15 protein-coding genes are annotated in these 16224 nt (G+C 59.4%); 10 read left to right on the top strand and 5 right to left on the bottom strand.

Going from position 1 to position 16224, the window contains the following annotated elements; all coding sequences use genetic code 11:
• The first annotated feature begins 117 nt into the window (after positions 1-117).
• A complete protein-coding gene (uxuA, locus tag ACXHRN_RS02710; protein ID WP_488641810.1) occupies positions 118-1299 on the top strand; it encodes a mannonate dehydratase in 1182 nt (393 codons plus the stop codon).
• 87 nt (positions 1300-1386) lie between these two features.
• Here the strand turns inward: uxuA and ACXHRN_RS02715 are convergent, their stop codons facing one another.
• The 4 genes from ACXHRN_RS02715 to ACXHRN_RS02730 all read right to left on the bottom strand — a co-directional run bounded on the left by ACXHRN_RS02715 (position 1387) and on the right by ACXHRN_RS02730 (position 5535).
• Positions 1387-1887 carry a cupin domain-containing protein gene (locus ACXHRN_RS02715; RefSeq protein ID WP_488639813.1) on the bottom strand — a complete coding sequence of 167 codons (501 nt, stop codon included), beginning with the start codon at positions 1885-1887 and terminating at the stop codon, positions 1387-1389.
• A 208-nt stretch (positions 1888-2095) separates the two neighbouring features.
• Positions 2096-3259 carry an adenosylhomocysteinase gene (locus ACXHRN_RS02720; RefSeq protein ID WP_488639814.1) on the bottom strand — a complete coding sequence of 388 codons (1164 nt, stop codon included), beginning with the start codon at positions 3257-3259 and terminating at the stop codon, positions 2096-2098.
• A 69-nt stretch (positions 3260-3328) separates the two neighbouring features.
• Positions 3329-4285, bottom strand: coding sequence for a LysR substrate-binding domain-containing protein (locus ACXHRN_RS02725; protein ID WP_488639815.1), 957 nt, complete (start codon positions 4283-4285; stop codon positions 3329-3331).
• 92 nt (positions 4286-4377) lie between these two features.
• The gene (locus ACXHRN_RS02730) at positions 4378-5535 is read right to left on the bottom strand and encodes an ROK family protein (RefSeq protein WP_488639816.1); all 1158 of its coding nucleotides are present in this window, start codon (positions 5533-5535) and stop codon (positions 4378-4380) included.
• Between the two features lie 117 nt (positions 5536-5652).
• On the opposite strand from ACXHRN_RS02730, the gene ACXHRN_RS02735 reads away from it, so the two are divergent.
• The 5 genes from ACXHRN_RS02735 to ACXHRN_RS02755 all read left to right on the top strand — a co-directional run bounded on the left by ACXHRN_RS02735 (position 5653) and on the right by ACXHRN_RS02755 (position 12150).
• The gene (locus ACXHRN_RS02735) at positions 5653-6927 is read left to right on the top strand and encodes an ABC transporter substrate-binding protein (RefSeq protein WP_488639817.1); all 1275 of its coding nucleotides are present in this window, start codon (positions 5653-5655) and stop codon (positions 6925-6927) included.
• Between the two features lie 127 nt (positions 6928-7054).
• Positions 7055-7939, top strand: a complete 885-nt coding sequence (locus ACXHRN_RS02740; RefSeq protein WP_488639818.1) for a carbohydrate ABC transporter permease — start codon at positions 7055-7057, stop codon at positions 7937-7939.
• Entirely contained in the window at positions 7939-8790 is an 852-nt protein-coding gene (locus tag ACXHRN_RS02745; RefSeq protein ID WP_488639819.1) for a carbohydrate ABC transporter permease, read from the top strand. Before ACXHRN_RS02740 ends, ACXHRN_RS02745 begins: the two co-directional genes overlap by 1 nt.
• A 48-nt stretch (positions 8791-8838) precedes the next feature.
• A complete protein-coding gene (locus ACXHRN_RS02750; protein ID WP_488639820.1) occupies positions 8839-9990 on the top strand; it encodes an ABC transporter ATP-binding protein in 1152 nt (383 codons plus the stop codon).
• 15 nt (positions 9991-10005) lie between these two features.
• Positions 10006-12150, top strand: a complete 2145-nt coding sequence (locus ACXHRN_RS02755) for a beta-galactosidase (protein ID WP_488639821.1) — start codon at positions 10006-10008, stop codon at positions 12148-12150.
• 89 nt (positions 12151-12239) lie between these two features.
• On the opposite strand, the gene ACXHRN_RS02760 is transcribed toward ACXHRN_RS02755, so the two are convergent.
• Positions 12240-13229 carry a DUF3592 domain-containing protein gene (locus ACXHRN_RS02760; RefSeq protein WP_488639822.1) on the bottom strand — a complete coding sequence of 330 codons (990 nt, stop codon included), beginning with the start codon at positions 13227-13229 and terminating at the stop codon, positions 12240-12242.
• A 308-nt stretch (positions 13230-13537) separates the two neighbouring features.
• On the opposite strand from ACXHRN_RS02760, the gene ACXHRN_RS02765 reads away from it, so the two are divergent.
• From ACXHRN_RS02765 to ACXHRN_RS02780, 4 genes are all read left to right on the top strand, one after another.
• Complete coding sequence (locus ACXHRN_RS02765; RefSeq protein WP_488639823.1) at positions 13538-13825, top strand: hypothetical protein; 288 nt, start codon at positions 13538-13540, stop codon at positions 13823-13825.
• On the top strand, positions 13818-14843 hold the full coding sequence (locus tag ACXHRN_RS02770; RefSeq protein WP_488639824.1) for a hypothetical protein: 1026 nt from the start codon (positions 13818-13820) through the stop codon (positions 14841-14843). Before ACXHRN_RS02765 ends, ACXHRN_RS02770 begins: the two co-directional genes overlap by 8 nt.
• Before the next feature lie 168 nt (positions 14844-15011).
• Positions 15012-15632, top strand: a complete 621-nt coding sequence (locus tag ACXHRN_RS02775; RefSeq protein WP_488639825.1) for a winged helix-turn-helix domain-containing protein — start codon at positions 15012-15014, stop codon at positions 15630-15632.
• Between the two features lie 76 nt (positions 15633-15708).
• The gene (locus tag ACXHRN_RS02780; RefSeq protein WP_488639826.1) at positions 15709-16224 is read left to right on the top strand and encodes a MerR family transcriptional regulator; all 516 of its coding nucleotides are present in this window, start codon (positions 15709-15711) and stop codon (positions 16222-16224) included.

A 16224-nucleotide genomic window follows, 5' to 3' on the forward strand; every position in this document is an offset into this window, starting at 1 on the left:
CCAATTCGGTGAATTGTTGGGCTAGATCGCCGATTTTGTCAATCACTGAGTCCCCACAACGTCGATATTGTCATTCATGACGAATTGTGGTCCAACAAATGAAAAGTGGAGGAAATGATGGAAGAGTGCTTTCGCTGGTATGGACCGACTGATCCGGTGCCGCTCGACCACATCAGACAGGCGGGTGCAACCGGTATCGTCTCGGCGCTGCATTACATCTATGATGGCTCGGCGTGGCCGGCAGATGAGATCGCCGCCTACCGCGCGGGCATTGAAGCGTCGGGACTGACATGGTCGGTCGTCGAAAGCATTCCGGTTCACAATTCCATCAAGATCGGTTCGGCCGAGCGATCGCGCTACATCGAACAGTACACGCAAACGATCCGCGCGCTCGGCGATGCCGGTATCCGCACCGTCTGCTACAATTTCATGCCTGTGGTCGACTGGACCCGCACCGATCTGATGTATCGACTGCCTTCCACCGGCTATGCCTTGCGTTTCGATGCCGTGGATTTCGCAGCCTACGATATCTTCATCCTCGAGCGGCAGCATGCCGCCGATTCATATTCCGGTGCACAGGTTGCCGAGGCGAAGGCGCGCTTCAAGGCGATGGATGCCGAGACCGCGGCCAGGATCGAGAAGAATCTGATTGCCGGCCTGCCGGCCACCGAGCGAGCCTATGACCGGCCTGCCTTCCGCAAGGCGCTTGCTGACTATGACGGTATCGATGCCGACACCTTGCGCGCCAATCTATTCTATTTTCTTTCCGAGATCATTCCTGTCGCTGCGGAATGCGGTGTCAATATGTGCATCCATCCTGACGATCCGCCGTTCTCGCTGTTCGGCCTGCCGCGTGTCGTCTCGACGGCGGAGGATGCGCGAGCGATCCTGGCGGCAGTCGATCTGCCTCAAAACGGCCTGACGTTTTGCACCGGCTCCTACGGCGCGCGCCCGGACAATGACCTTCCAGCCATGGTGACGGAGTTTGCCGACCGCATTCACTTCACGCATCTGCGCAACGTGATGCTCGAGCCTGATGGCTCGTTCTTCGAGGCCGATCATCTGGATGGGTCGACGGACATGGTGGCCGTCGTCATTGCGCTGACACGCGAGGAAATCCGCCGTCAGCAGGCGGGACGCAGCGACTGGAGAATTCCCATGCGACCGGATCACGGCCACCTTCTCGCCGACGACATCGGCAAGTCGCGCATCAATCCGGGCTATTCACTGATTGGCCGGCTGAAGGGGCTCGCGGAATTGAGAGGCGCGATGCGCGTCGCGAGGCGGTTTCTCGAATAGTGCTGGGCGCCGATGAGGCAACGAAGAGCGGCGCGTGCCACTTGTCGCGGATACGGGCAGGAAGGCCGGGGGAGTCTGATGCCCTGTTCAGGCGTGGCCGGCTGTTGAAGCAAGCCGTGTGAGCAACATCGTATGCTGCGGAAACAGCGCCACCAGTTCGGTGCGGGATGCGAGGATCATGTCCTCCATTTCCCAGCCTGGCGCAACGACCTCGCTGACAAGGCCGAACTCTCCGGTTTCTAGCTCCGCAGCCTTCCATGTGCCGCCGGCCACAGCCAATTGGAGCTGATGCCCCGCTGTGATGTCCGGCCCCAACACAACCTTTTCATATCGACCATCCGGATGGATCAGGTGATAGGTCAACGGCGCACCCAGATGGTAGAACTGGATGCCGTCGGAGTGCTTGGTGTGGAAGACATCGATCGGTGAATCGCTCGCCAGCATGTAGTAGATCGCCGTCATGGTGGAACGTAACCCCCTCGGCGTCTGCACGCGGTCCCGGTGATCAGCGCGGAACGTTTCCTTGAAATAGCCGCCCTCGAAATGCCCCACGAGGCCGAGCGTCTTCATGATGTCGTCTTTTCTCATCCCACTCTCCACTAACCTTGTCAGAGCTCTCAGACCGCGCGCGGAAGGGCCGCGCGGCAATGCTCTTCCCATGTCGTCAGCATGGCCATGATCTCAAGCGAATCCGACAGGCGCGGCGACGGTCGCTGGCCGTTATAGCCGCTGCCATGGTGTCAGAAATGAAGCCCGTGCCGATGATTGCCCAGCGTAGCATCGCGGTGCCTTGTTTTTATCGATGCAGATCGAGATATGCGGAGGCGACCCGCGCATCGATGTCGTCCGGCACGGGCACCACGCACATCGACGCATCGAGGTTGCCGGTTGCAACGCGTTCCAGGCATCGCGCCTGCAGGGTGAAGCCGAGGTCCATCGATTCCACCGAATTTCCGAGCGGTCGCGGCCCGGCGAGATTGGCCATATGGCCGCCGCCCAGCACATGAATCCGACGTCCGTCGTTTAGGTGGATCGTCTCGATCCCGTCATCTCCATATCTGTCAACCTTGGTCACGGACGCAACCGCCCGCAAGCCTGCGACGTCGATTTCGCGAGGGAAGTGGCCACCATTGATCAGGACGACGCCATCCTTGAGGAGCCCCAGGTCGGCCGTCGTCAGGATGTCCGGATAACCTGTCGCAGTGATGATGATGTCAGCCGCACCTATTGCATCGTTGCGCCGGGGCGTGGAAAATCCGTCGAGATGCGCCTCAAGTGTCGTCACCGGATCGATGTCGACCACGCTGACGACGCTATGCGCATTTCTGAAGCATGCCGCGGTGCCCTTTCCGCAGGCACCATAACCGAAAACCGTCACCCGCTTGCCGTTGGTCGAGCGATTGGTGAAGCGCATGTAGCTTTCGAACAGGCTCTGGCCGACCGCATGGCGGTTTTCGGCGAATTGTTTGATCGGGCTATCGTTGATGACGAGAATCGGCAGATTGATTGCAGCGCGCATGGGTTCGAGCCGTGTGCGCCCGGATGTCGTTTCCTCGGTGCCGCCAAGCAGTTTCCCGTAGGGCCGCTCGGCCACGCGTGCAAAAAGATCGCCTCCATTGTCGAGAAGTAGCTCAGGCTGCCGGGCGAGCAATGTATCGATGAAGCCGCGATGTGCCACTTCATCCGTCGTCTGCCCACCGATGACCTCGATGTCGTGGGCATTGAGATAGGCGACCGTTTCAGGCTGGGTGCTGTTGAGATTGCCGGTGGCGACGAGATGCGCGCCTCCCGCTTTCAGCGTCATCAGCAAAGCCACGGTTTTCGGCTCGAGATGAATTGCCGTGCCGATGGTCAGGCCAGAGAAGGGACGGGTGTTTTCGAATTCGGCAGCGGTTTGCTGCAACAGGCTGCAGCTGTGTCCGACCCAGTCGATACGGGAAAGCGAAGGCGAGATCGTCATGGCAGGTCCTGATGCTCCGGAGTTTTCAGGTCCATGATAGACGGGATGATCCTGCCCGGCACAGGGACATTAAACTGATGATCCGGGTAGTTTTCCTTCCCGTGCAAGCGGCTTGGTTCCTTCCTCGACAAGCCACGCGCGCAACGCCGCAATCGGTTTGCGATTGCGGTCCGCCACCCGGCAACAGAGTCGGTAGCCTGCCGGTCGCGCTACAAAACCAAAGGGCGCCAACAGAGCTCCGGATGCCAGCTCAGCTTCGATGGATGCGCGCGGCGCGATCGTCATCCCGAGCCCTGCCTTGGCCGCGCTGAGTGCCAGGGTCAGGTCCTCGACCTCGATGCGCCTGCCGAACCGTACGGGCGCATGCCCGCTTTCCCGGAACCAGTCGTCCCAGAGATAAGGGACGTTGCGCGCGATCAAGGCATTGGTATTTTCCAGGCTGCCGAGAGGTGGGGCAGGGCCGACGATGCTCATGGCTTGAGGTGCAGCGACCGGACCGAATTCATCCGCCATGAAGGTCGTCGCAGCGATATCCGGCAAAGGTTTGTATTCGCCGCCGACGATCATGGCGTCTATGTCCGGCATGTCGGATAAGGATTGCGCTACGGGCACCGGGACGACATCGATCTCGAGTGACGGTGTCGCGGCTTGTATGCGCGGCAATCGTGGGAAGAACCAGGTCGTGGCCATGGGCATGGGAACACCGAGCCGAAGGCGCACCATTTGGCTGGTGGAGGAAATCTCTTCAGCCGCGCGCGACACGATGGCGAATGCGACGCCGACCGCGTCGGCCAATCGGCGCCCTGCCGGGTTGAGTGCGACACGGCCGGCATCCTTGGTCGAAAGCGGAAAACCGAAATAGTCCTCAAGGCTTGCCAGCTGCTGCCGGACAGCTCCGGGCACCACACCGAGATCACCCGCAGCAGCGCGCAGACTTCCAGACCGGGCAAGCGCGTCGAAAGCGCGAAGCGCGTTCAATGGCGGCAGGGACCTTGCCTGAACCGATTGCAGTTCGTCCTTTTTCACCAATGCCGTTGATCTCCTGATACCTTACCGCCCAGTCGGACGATCTCGTCCAGGTCTTGGACGATAAGGTCATATGACTGATGCTTAGTTTGCTATCCCGCAATCTCGAAGTTGAAAAACCTCTGTGTAGCGAGTGCTGCGGCACCGCGAGCCCAGGAACCCGGCACCCAGTCTGGCAGAAGCGGCGGCTTCGTGAAAAACGTGAATTCCTCCATCGTCTTCCGAATGGGCCCGAAAAGTGCCTCGCCGAACTGCACGGATTCACCGCCGATAACGATCATTTCCGGATCGAAAAGATTGACCAGATCCGCAAGATGACGCCCGATTCTCGATCCCGCTTCCGTCAGTATTGCCGTGGCCGGTTCCAGGCCGGCGTGGACGGCGGCGACCAGATCGGCTCGTGTTGCCGTTGCAGTGCCAGTTTTCTTTCGCCACTCTTCCAGCATGAACGGTTCCGCGGCGTGTGCCATGAGGCATCCGTGCCGGCCGCATTCGCAAAGCCGTCCGCCCGGAACGGAAATCGTGTGCCCTATCTTACCGGCAACACCTTTGCTGCCGTGGTAAATTTCGCCGTTGATCACCAGCGAACAGCCGATGCCCGCGCCAACTGCCAGAGCCGCGAAGTTGCGATGGTTGCGACCCGCTCCGAACAATTTTTGCGCAACTGCAAATGCGTTGACGTCGTCGTCGATCCACACGGGAACGTGGACGCGCTCGGCCAGCAGCTGTGCGATCGGAAGGTCCCGCCATCCAAACCGAGGGCTCTGAAGGCAAATCCCGTTGCGGGCGTCTATTTCGCCGGGGATTGATAGGCCAATTCCCATGATCGCCCGTTCCGGGCGATCGGCTTCGGCAAGAAGCCTGGGTATCGTTGCCGTGATCGCGTCCAGCATGCCTTCCGGGCTGGTGTCGGACACCGGCACTTCCAGCGAGACGAGTGGAGTGGTCGCAAGATCGGTCAGCACGCAATCGATCCTGCCCAAGTGCAGCTTGATGCCGATGGCCCAGCGGCCGGCATAATTGATGTCGATCGGCACGGGGCGGCGGCCGCTCGTCCCCTTGCTCGTCACACCCTCGATGATGATGTCCTCCTCCAGGAGGTCAGCACATACGGAGGTGACCGCCGCCGGGCTGAGCCCAATACGCACGGCAAGATCGGCACGGCTCATCGGGCCCTCGCGACGCAGGAGGTTTAGCAAGACGCGCCGGTTGAGTGCCCGGGTGGTGCTTTGGTCGCCTTTAAGAGTCATAATTCCTCGATAGTTTATTTAGTGAATTAACTATTGCATTTCGGCGGACATTACGCTAGCGTTTTTGTCGAGATCACGGGGAGAGGACCCTAGGGTTGATCGATGGAGGAGACAATCATGCACACCCGCATTCCGGCTATTTTTGCGCCCACGCGTCGCACCTTTCTGAAGCAGACGGCAAGTGCGCTCGCCGCGACGGCGTCGGGCGGCCTCTTTGCGCCGGCTATCGCCGCAGGTGGCGAAGTCCAGATCATCTCCGATCTCGGCAATGCCGATCAGCGCGCCGTGCTGGCGCGGCTGGCAGCCGAATATGAGAAGAAGACCGGCACCAAGATCGTGATCAACAACATGGATCACGAAGCCCACAAGACGGCGATCCGCAGCTACCTCGCCGTCAGTGCGCCGGATATCTGCTTCTGGTTTTCGGGCAACCGGATGAAGGCGTTCGTCAACCGTGACATGTTCGATGACATTTCAGACCTCGTCGAGCGCGAAGGCCTGAAGGATAAGCTCGGTGCCACCATTACGGCCGTGACGGTCGACGGCAAGCAATATGGTTTGCCGATGGGCGGCCTGCTCTGGGGCCTTTTCTATCGCAAGGACGTATTCGAGGAAAAGGGCTGGACCCCGCCGAAAACCTGGGACGACATGGTCAAGCTCGGCGAAAGCGCGAAATCGGCCGGCATGATCCCGATGAGCATGGGCACGAAGGAGTTGTGGCCGACTGGCGGCTGGTTCGATCACATGAACCTGCGTATCAACGGGCTCGAGAAGCATATCGCGCTGATGGACGGCAAGGTGTCCTATACTGATCCGATGCTGAAGCCGGTGTTCGACAAGTGGGAAGAACTGATCAATGCCGGCTTCTTCTCGCCGAACGGCACGTCTTTCGGCTGGGAGCAGGCCGGCGCAGCACTCGCGCAGAAAAAGGCGGCGATGATGGATCTCGGCGGCTTCATCAAATACGCCGTCCCGGAGGCCGAGCGGCCGCAACTCGCCTATGCACCCTTCCCGGAAATCGTGCCCGGCATGGCTCGCTACGAGGACTTCGCGGTCAACTCCATCCACATCCCCAAGAATGGCAAGAACAAGCAGGGCGCCCGCGATTTCCTCGCCTATTTCTATCAGCCGGACAATCTCGGCGCCTTTCTCGAAGCCGAAGGGGCGATCCCACCGCGCAATGATTGCCCGCCGAGCAAGGATCCGCTCGTCAACATTGCCGTCGAGGAACTCAAGAAAGTCCAAGGCACGTCGCAGTATTACGATCGCGATACCGATCCCGACATGGCTCAGGAAGGCATGAAGGGCTTCCAGGAGTTCACGGTGAAACCCGAACGGCGCGAGCAGATCCTCGCCCGCCTCGAAAAGACGCGCGAGCGCATCTTCAAGTAAGTTCTCCCGGGCGGACTGGCGGGGCAGGCAGGTCTATCCGGCCTGTTTCGCTCCGTCGACCGCTTCATCGCCATCTCCGGTGTCGAGTCGGGATGCGACATAGCCTATGCTTTTGGAAGGTTTCCCGATGAAAACCGTTTGGCGAAGGAACAGGCACTGGTTGGCGCCGCTTTTCTTCATCGTCCCTGGCGCGATCCTGTTCGGTGTCATCATCATTCTCTCGTCTTTCGAGACGGTGTGGATCTCGTTCTTCGAGTGGGACGGAATGGGGCCGAAGGTCTGGGTGGGGCTGCAGAACTATGTGGAGCTCTACAACGACCCGCAATTCTACGTTTCGCTCAAGAACAATCTGATCTGGCTCGTGCTCTTCATGGCTGCGCCACCGATCGGACTCGCTCTTGCGCTGCTCGTCAACCAGCAGATCAGCGGCATGCGGTTTCTCAAATCGATGTTCTTCATTCCGCTGGTGCTCGCCACGGTCACTGTCGGCGTGGTGTTCGGCTGGGTCTATGATCCCAACTATGGGCTGCTAGCGCTGATTTTTTCGGTTTTCGGAGCCACGGCTCCCGCGCTGCTCTCGGATGAGACTTATGTCACCTACGCGATCGTCGTCGCCGGCCTCTGGCCCCAGATTGCCTTTTGCATGGTGCTGTTTCTTGCGGGGCTCAACAATCTTTCCCCCGACCTCATCGGTGCGGGCCGGGTGGACGGCGCGCGTGGCTGGCAGATGCTTCGGCATGTCGTGTTGCCGCAATTGACGCAAGTGGGATTCATCGCGCTTGCGGTCACCGTCATCGGTGCTCTGCGCTCCTTCGACATGATCGCCGTCATGACTTCGGGCGGACCGTTCGGATCCTCCAGCGTGCTCGCATACCAGATGTATGAGCAATCCATATTCTCCTATCGCTTTGGCTATGGCGCGGCGATCGCCACCGTCCTGTTCGTCGTCATGGCGCTGTTCATAACCTGGTACATGCGCGTCATGGCCAAAATGGAAAGGGAGACCGGCTGATGTATCCTCGTCCCATCCCGGAGGACCGCCCCGGCCTGCGCGCACTTTACGTGGCCGGCGTCATCCTGATCCTGATCCTGTGGCTGCTGCCGCTGTTTGCGGTGATGCTGACCTCGATCAAATCTGTTGACGAGATCATGGCCGGAAAATACTGGTCCTGGCCGGAAAAATTCAGCCTGATCGAGAATTACACGGCCGTGTTCCAGCAGACGGCGATGTTCCGCTTCTTCATCAACAGCCTGATCATCACGCTTCCTTCGGTCGCTCTGGTGCTGTTGCTCTCGACGCTGACCGGCTTCGTGCTGTCCCGCTATCCGTTCCCAGGCAACGGGCTGGTCTTCGCGCTATTCGTCGGCGGCAACTTCTTGCCGGCACAAATCATGATGATCCCGGTCCGCGACCTGATGGTGTGGCTCAATCTCTATGACACATTCTATGCCCTCATCATCTTTCATGTCGCCTTCCAGACCGGATTTGCGACTTTGTTCATGCGCAATTTCATCGCGGCACTGCCGGGAGACCTGTTTCAGGCGGCGCGCTCGGAAGGTGCCTCTCCCTGGCAGACGCTCTGGCATGTGGTCGTACCGTTGATGCGCCCGGCGCTTGCCGCACTTGCTATCCTCACCTTCACTTTCATCTGGAACGATTATTTCTGGGCGATCGTGCTGACCCAGAGCGATGCGGTCAAACCGGTGACAGCGGGCCTCAACAATCTTCGCGGCGAATGGACCTCGGCATGGAACATCGTGGCGGCTGCGACGATGTTCGTGGCGATACCGCCGGTCGTGATGTTCTTCCTGATGCAGAAACACTTCATTGCCGGCCTGACCATGGGCGCGGTGAAGGGCTGACCAATCGTTGCCCTCACCCGTCCGCTAAATCACTCGGAGCAGATCCAAATGACCCACGTCCAATTGATCAATGTGGACAAATACTACGGCAGCTACCACGCGCTGAAGTCCGTGAACCTCACCGTCCAAAAAGGCGAGTTCATCGTCATGGTCGGACCGTCCGGCTGCGGCAAATCGACGATGCTCAAGACCATTGCCGGGCTGGAAACCGCCAATGCCGGACAGATTCTGATCAATGGCCGTGACGTGACCAAGGAAGAACCCGGCGATCGCGGTATCGCGATGGTATTCCAGTCCTATGCACTCTACCCGCATATGACGGTTGCCGAAAACATGGGCTTCGGCCTCAGGATGGCCAAGCGCCCGAAGGCGGAAATCGATGCGGCGGTCAAGCGCGCCGCCGAAATCCTGCGCATCACCGACCAGCTCGACAAGCGACCCAAACAGCTTTCGGGCGGCCAGCGCCAGCGCGTGGCCATCGGCCGGGCGATCACGCGGTCGCCGGAAGTCTTTCTCTTCGACGAGCCGCTCTCCAATCTCGATGCGGCGCTCCGGACGCAGATGCGCGTCGAACTCTCCACGCTGCATGAGCGGCTCGGCTCGACGATGATCTATGTCACCCACGACCAGGTCGAGGCGATGACGATGGCAAGTCGCATCATTGTGTTCAACAAGGGCATCATCGAACAGGCGGGTTCGCCGCTCGAACTTTACAACAACCCGAAGAACCAGTTTGTGGCCGGCTTCCTGGGTGCGCCACGCATCAATTTCGTGCCGGTGACGCTGGATTCGATTTCGGATGGCCTGGCGCAGGTGACGCTCGATGGAAACGGTCAGAAAATCGGAATTCCCGTGCTCGCGCCTGCCGGCCTGAATGCGGGCGACAGGCTGACGCTCGGCGTCCGACCCGAAGGCCTGCGAGTCGGTCCGTCGCCGCAAGATTCGGCCATTACCTTTCAGTCTACCGTCAAGCTCGTCGAACATCTTGGCCGTGAGACTATCCTCTATGCCGATGCCGGTGCGATTCAAACGGTCGATTCCGACAGCGGCACGCAGAATTTCACCATCCAGATCGGTACCACGTCAGAGCATCGGATCGGCGAGGCCCTCAGCGTCTCCGCCCCCTTTTCGGCTCTCTATCTCTTTGCACCCGACGGCGCGACGCTGAGCCGCGCCAAACCCATTCTTCCATCTCTTTGAAAGTAAGTGCCTGTCATGAAGCCTCGTCCCCGCAAGCCACTCTCCGTCTGGCGTCCTCTCAATCTCGATGATTTTCTCCTGGGCGTTCCGCACTACCCTGAACATGTCGATCAAAGCTACTGGGCGCGGGATGCCGAACGCATGGCCGCCGCCGGCTTCAACACCGTGCGCATGGCCGAATTTGCCTGGCATATCCTCGAGCCGCACGAAGACCATTTCGATTTCGCCCTGTTCGACAAGGCAATCGATATCCTCGGGCAGCATGGTATCAAGACGATCCTCTGCACGCCGACAGCAACGCCGCCGCGCTGGATGACGGCGAGATATCCCGAGATCCTGAGGGTCGACGCCAATGGGCGTCAGATGAGCCATGGCTCACGCCAGCACGGCGACACGACGAGCCCGGTTCTGCGCCGTCATAGCCAGCGCATCACCAAGGCCATGGCTGTGCATTATCGCGACAACCCGCATGTGATCGGCTGGCAGACAGACAACGAACTGAACACCACGGTGTCGGAAAGCTACTCGCCCTCGGCGCTGATCGAGTTCCAGAAATTCTGCCAGGCCAAGTACCAGACGATCGACGCATTGAATTTCGCCTGGGGCGGCGACTTCTGGGCGACCGCCTATCCGAGCTTCGACCAGCTCGTGCTGCCGATGCCGATGAACCCGACCTTCTCCAGCCCCGGCCATGTGCAGGACTACCACCGCTTCCTGGCGTTTGCCACGGCACTCTTCCAGCACGACCAAGTGGAAATCCTGCGCGCGACAAATCCGGACTGGTTCATCTTCCACAATCTCGGCAATCTTGCCGATATCGATTTCCGCGGCCAGTTCGGCCAGGATCTCGATTTCATCGGATACGATATATACCCGTTCCTTTATGATGAGATGCGGCGCGGCGGCGGCCATGCTGCGATGCAAGCCTTCCACCTCGACCAGTGCCGTTCCTATGCCGGCAATTTCATCGTCCCGGAACAAGCTTCCGGTCTGGGCAGCCAGCCGGGCTTTTCCTCCATGGCGCCGGAGCCCGGCGAAATGCGACGCATGGCGATGACATCCGTGTCGCGCGGCGCCGACGGGTTAATGTTCTTTCGCTGGCGACCAGCGCATTTCGGCGCGGAAATCTACTGGAACGGCATTCTCGACCATGACGATGTGCCGCGGCGGCGCTACGAGGAAGCAAAGCAGTTCGCCACGGACATCCATCGTATCAAGGATGAACTGCTCGGCACCGTGGTGCGGATGGACATCGGCATCGCCGGCGCCGACTTCGACAACCAGGAAGCCCACAAGACCTATCCGATCGGCCTGCCGAGCCCGCTGCAGGATGCCCAGCTTTTGCACCGCGCCTGTTACCGGGCAGGCATCGCCTGTGGCTTCATTCATCCCGAGGATGATCTTTCACGGCTCAAGGCGCTCTATGTTCCCCATTGGGTGATGTGGAAGGACGAGTGGAACGCAGCCGTTGAAGCTTTCGTCGAAAACGGCGGCACGCTGGTTCTCTCGGCCATGACCGGTACACGCGACGAAAACAACCATGTCGTTCGCACGCAGGCGCCCGGTCCGGCCCTGGCCAAGCTCGCGGGCGTCCGGGTTTCGGAATTCGGGCCACTCGCGGCACCCGACGCGGGCGGTCTCCTGCAAGGCTGGAAGGAAGGCAGCATGGGCAGCTACCAGCCTGCCACCCGCGCGCCCGCGACGTCCGCCACCCGCGAATATACGTTCACGGTCGGAAACCGCGAATTTACCGCCGGCCACCTCTACGAGCGGCTAGAACCGGATGCGGATACCGAGATCATCGGACGCTGGTCGAACCGTTTCCTCGATGGCGAGGCGATGCTGACCAGACGCCGCCACGGCAAGGGTCAGGTTCTCTATTTCGGCACCTACCTGACAGAGGATTTGTCGACAGCGCTTCGGGATATGCTGGTCATGCAAGCCGATGTTCGGCCATTGGTGGAGGATATTCCCGACGGTCTGGAAGTATGCCTTCGGGAGGCGGACGATCGGAAACTTCTCTTCGTGCTCAACACCACGCATGAAGCGCTGGCTGTCACGCTGCCATCCGGAACGGACCTATTGACGGGCAAAGCCGCTGAGAAGTCCGTGACGATCGAGGGATATGGCGTGATGGTCATCGGGCTCGACCCGCAATAGGGGTAGAATCCGAACGCCCGGCGGCCACGCGGACGGGCCGCTGATAAACGGGCCGGTGCGTATGTCGATGATGGCCGTGGCTGCATGGTTCAAACCAATCCCATAAGATGGGCGGCACCGGCCAGCGATGCTGCGGCTATCAGCCAGACGATGAATTGACCCGGTGTGCCCTGAGTCAGTACTGCCTGCTCGGGGGTAGCGGGATTGTAAAACACGTCTACCGGCTGCCCCGCAGCGAACCGGGCCGCCCCGTGTTTCGCAAATAGCTGAAAGCTTGCGTAACTTTGGCCACCGAAGCTTGTGCGGTCGCTCTCGTATCTCACACCCGCCACCTTGTACGCATAACGCGTGCGCGATCGGTACAGGGTCCTGGTTCGCCAATAATAGGCCGGGTTCAACGATAGCCGCATTTTCACGGTATCGACAGACGATGAAACAATGGTGCCGGTCACTCTTGGCCAATGAAACGTGGCAGCACCGCGCTGGTGCAGCACATATCCGAATGCACCAGCAAACAGGCCCATGACAGTGAGGAACATTGCGCCAGGCGTTGGTCGCATGTCACTATCGAGCTGGCTCAGCCATTCGTACAGACCGCTGGTGGCGAAAATAACCAACAATCCACATACACCAAACAATGCACCGGCAAGAATTGCGATCTTAAAAGTTCGACTGGACATATCCCGCTCCAGAACGCAATTTTCCGGGCGATTCTTGTCATAGAAGACCGTCACATCCGTACCTACCGGATAGCGCTGCAGTTTTTCTGCAACCCGAAAATTCCCCAAGTCTTCGCCGATACTGATCCTATCGCTCTCGACCCTGCGACCATCCACCTTGAATGCGTAGCGGACGACAGCAAAGTTCCGGATTTCCGTGTCTACGATGGCATCGCGGCCCGAACCGCTCCTCCTCGTTATCTTGCGCGCTTCGGATCGCGACGAAACGATCCGGGCTGGAGCCGCGATCCAGAGACTGGCTCGCTGAACCTCACGGTATTTGCTGATGACGGCGGCCATGAACAGGCCGTAAAACGCCATCACGACACCAGAGAGGAGCAGTTTCAGTTCCGGGTCCATTATTCGGTCCTCTTGCGCGGAGCGTCGCTTGTCGCTTGGCTGATGCTTGATTGGCCGTGAGAATGGCAGCCCAATGTTTCAGTCAGAGTTCTTGTGGGGTCTCAATGTTTCAGCATTGTTTCCAGCGGGGCGTTGAGGTCCTCCGCCAGAGTTTTCAAAGCGTCAGCACCGCCCTCCGCGAGCAGGCAGGCGGCGGAAGATGCGGTCGATCTCACAGATGTGGACGTTTGTGACAAGCCAACGAACCGAGGCGCTCGCTGTAACTGTCTGAAAAGAGCAAGGAAAATGAGTGGTGCCCGGAGGCGGATTTGAACCACCGACACGCGGATTTTCAATCCAGCGCTGTTGAGCCTTCCTCAGATACTTACGACAAAATAACTGTCAAACCCGCGTGCGGAAATAAAGAACTTAGCGGCGATTTGTCAAATTCCAAGACGCCCGTTCAAGTTGCGGCCCTATGGCTTGCCGCACATCGTGACGAAATCATAGGGCCGGTAATTCCGACTGTCATGAAGCGCTTTGATCTCGGTATCCGCGAGGCCATCGATGCGTTGAAACAAGGCCACGCTCTGCGCTATGGGGGCGCTCGTGACTGACACGACAGAACGCGTCGGCCGCGTCCGCAAGGGACGGCGCGACAGCGGCTACACCATTGTCCATAACGATCTGATCAATCACCCTGAGCTGTCGATCGAAGCGCGCGGGTTGATGATCTATTTGCTTTCCAGACCCGACGACTGGGAATTGCGGCTCACCGACGTGCGGCGCTTCCTCGGCTGTGCCGGCAAGCCATGCGGTCGCGACAAGAGCTACAAGATCGTCGCCGAACTGCGTCGCCAGCGATATCTTGTGATGTGCGAGAACGTCATGGACAAGCACTTCGCGGGCGTCACGTACTACATTTTCGACGAGCCAGTCAGCGACACTAGAGACGTGCAACGAAAGCACCGAGCCGGCGAGGATGCCCTCGATGTAGGGCTTGGATCACCGCTTCCTGAAAAGCCGGAAGCGGGTCAATTACCGCATCCTGTTTTTCCGCATCCTGAAAAGCCGGAAGCGATAGTAAGTAAAGATACTATACAAAATACTGAAACCCCCTTTATCCCCCAACGGCGCAAGACGAGAAGTCGGAAGGGCTCTGGAGAAAGAGCTGAGAGCGAACCGACAGCACCGCGTACCATTCTCGACCCTTGGTCGATCGCATGGATGGAACTGCGCATTTGGCGCCTGATGCAGGGACCAGAGGCACCGGCCCCGAAGCCTACCAACACGATCAAGGCGATGATTGCCAAGGGCGGGGAAGCAGCTGAGAGGGTTCGGCTCGAACACCAGGCTAAGCACTGCTGGCCGTCCGTGCGGTTTGCCGATGAACGGGCTGTCGGGTTCCGTCGTGGCTGTGCGATGCCGGATGGCTTTGCGTTCGACATGAGCTTGCTGCTCGGGAAGTATCATTCCGTCAGCCTGGACAGTGACGAACTGCGGCTTTGGCAGGAAGAACACGCTCGACGTGGTTGGCCGTTGATGCCGTTGCCTACACAAGCCACGAACGTGTGGCTGCCGAAGGTTGGCGTTGCCGCGCTCAACATGCCGAATGACCAGAGGTCGGCGGCATGACGGGCGTGGATGCACATGAACCCGCCCGCCATTTCGCGTGGGTCCCTTCTGGGTACCTACCCCAAGCGGGCCGGGACGACCCCGAGGTTCCGCTAGTCAGAGCAATGCAAAACCTGACCTGTCAACCTGTCATTCCCCCTGTCGCGCCTGTCATGAAAAGGAATTTCGATGAGCACTGACCAGTCACCGCCCGACGAACTTGGCGTTTGGATCACCATCTCCGAGCTTGCAAAGCGCAAGGGTGTATCTCGCCAGGCTGCCCGAGAAAAGGTTGACCGGATGGAGCGTGACGGGCTCATTTCCACGGTGCAACGAGGCCGGAATCGTTTCGTCGAGCTTGCCAGCTTTGATCGCGCGGTCGGGGTGGCCGGTGACGCAATCAAGGAAATCGGAGCTGACACCAAACGCATTGGTTCGCTGTCGGCACTGCCCGCACCCCTTCGCGATGCCCAGACCGAGCGCGCGCAATACGAAGCGAAGCTCAAGGCGCTCGACTATGCGGAGCGCACGGGCCAGCTCGTTCCGGTCAAGGGACCGCATGGTATTGAGGCGGCGCTTATCCGGTTGAGTGAGCATCTTTTGCGCGATCTCAACCAACCCTTGAATTGGGTGTCAGAGCTCATGGAAAAAGCCCGTGAGGGCGAGCCGGCGGTCCGGCGTCTGTTGCGTGCCAAGCTACACGATCAGCGAAACGCGATCGCGTCCCGACTGCAATCCCTTGCTGAGGATGCAGTGATCGAGGAGGCGAGCGGGGTCGAGGCGGACATATCTTCTGGCGGCGATTTTTAGTTTCGTGCGTCACCTAGTTGACGGCGCGACAGAGTTGATGTATTTAGTTTCGCGAGAAACTAAGGATGATTGAGGCATGCACAAGTTGAAGGACTACTATCTCGCCGGTGAAGTTGGCGCTGCCATCGGCGTGCAGCCAAATACGCTTCGCGTGTGGCGTGATCGGGACTTGTGCAGCTTGGGGCACACTGAACTGGTCGACGGGAAAGAAAACCATCGCGCGCGTCGACGCTACACCCCAGTCGACATCTGCCAAATGGCCGTCGCACTTCGACTGGTCGAGGCTGGTTTTTCGCATAAGCGGGCCTTTGAATGGGTCGAAGACCCTCGGCGGAACGGCGCCATTATCGATGCCTACGCAGCTGGCGTCGTCGATCTCAAAATCTCGGCATTTATCATCTGCGTTTCGCGCAGCGGTCCTATCGGTGCGGAACAGATCATCACGTCCATGAAATACTCTGGCGCCGAAACACTCAAGCCGGCTTTTGCTGCAGAGATCAACGTCGAGATCAACGTCGAACATGTGGTTGCTCGGATTTTGGCGACGCTCGCGGCAGGCGTTGCCGACGCATCGCCGCCTGAGGACGAGTGA

This window comes from Shinella sp. OV683, from assembly GCF_057787725.1.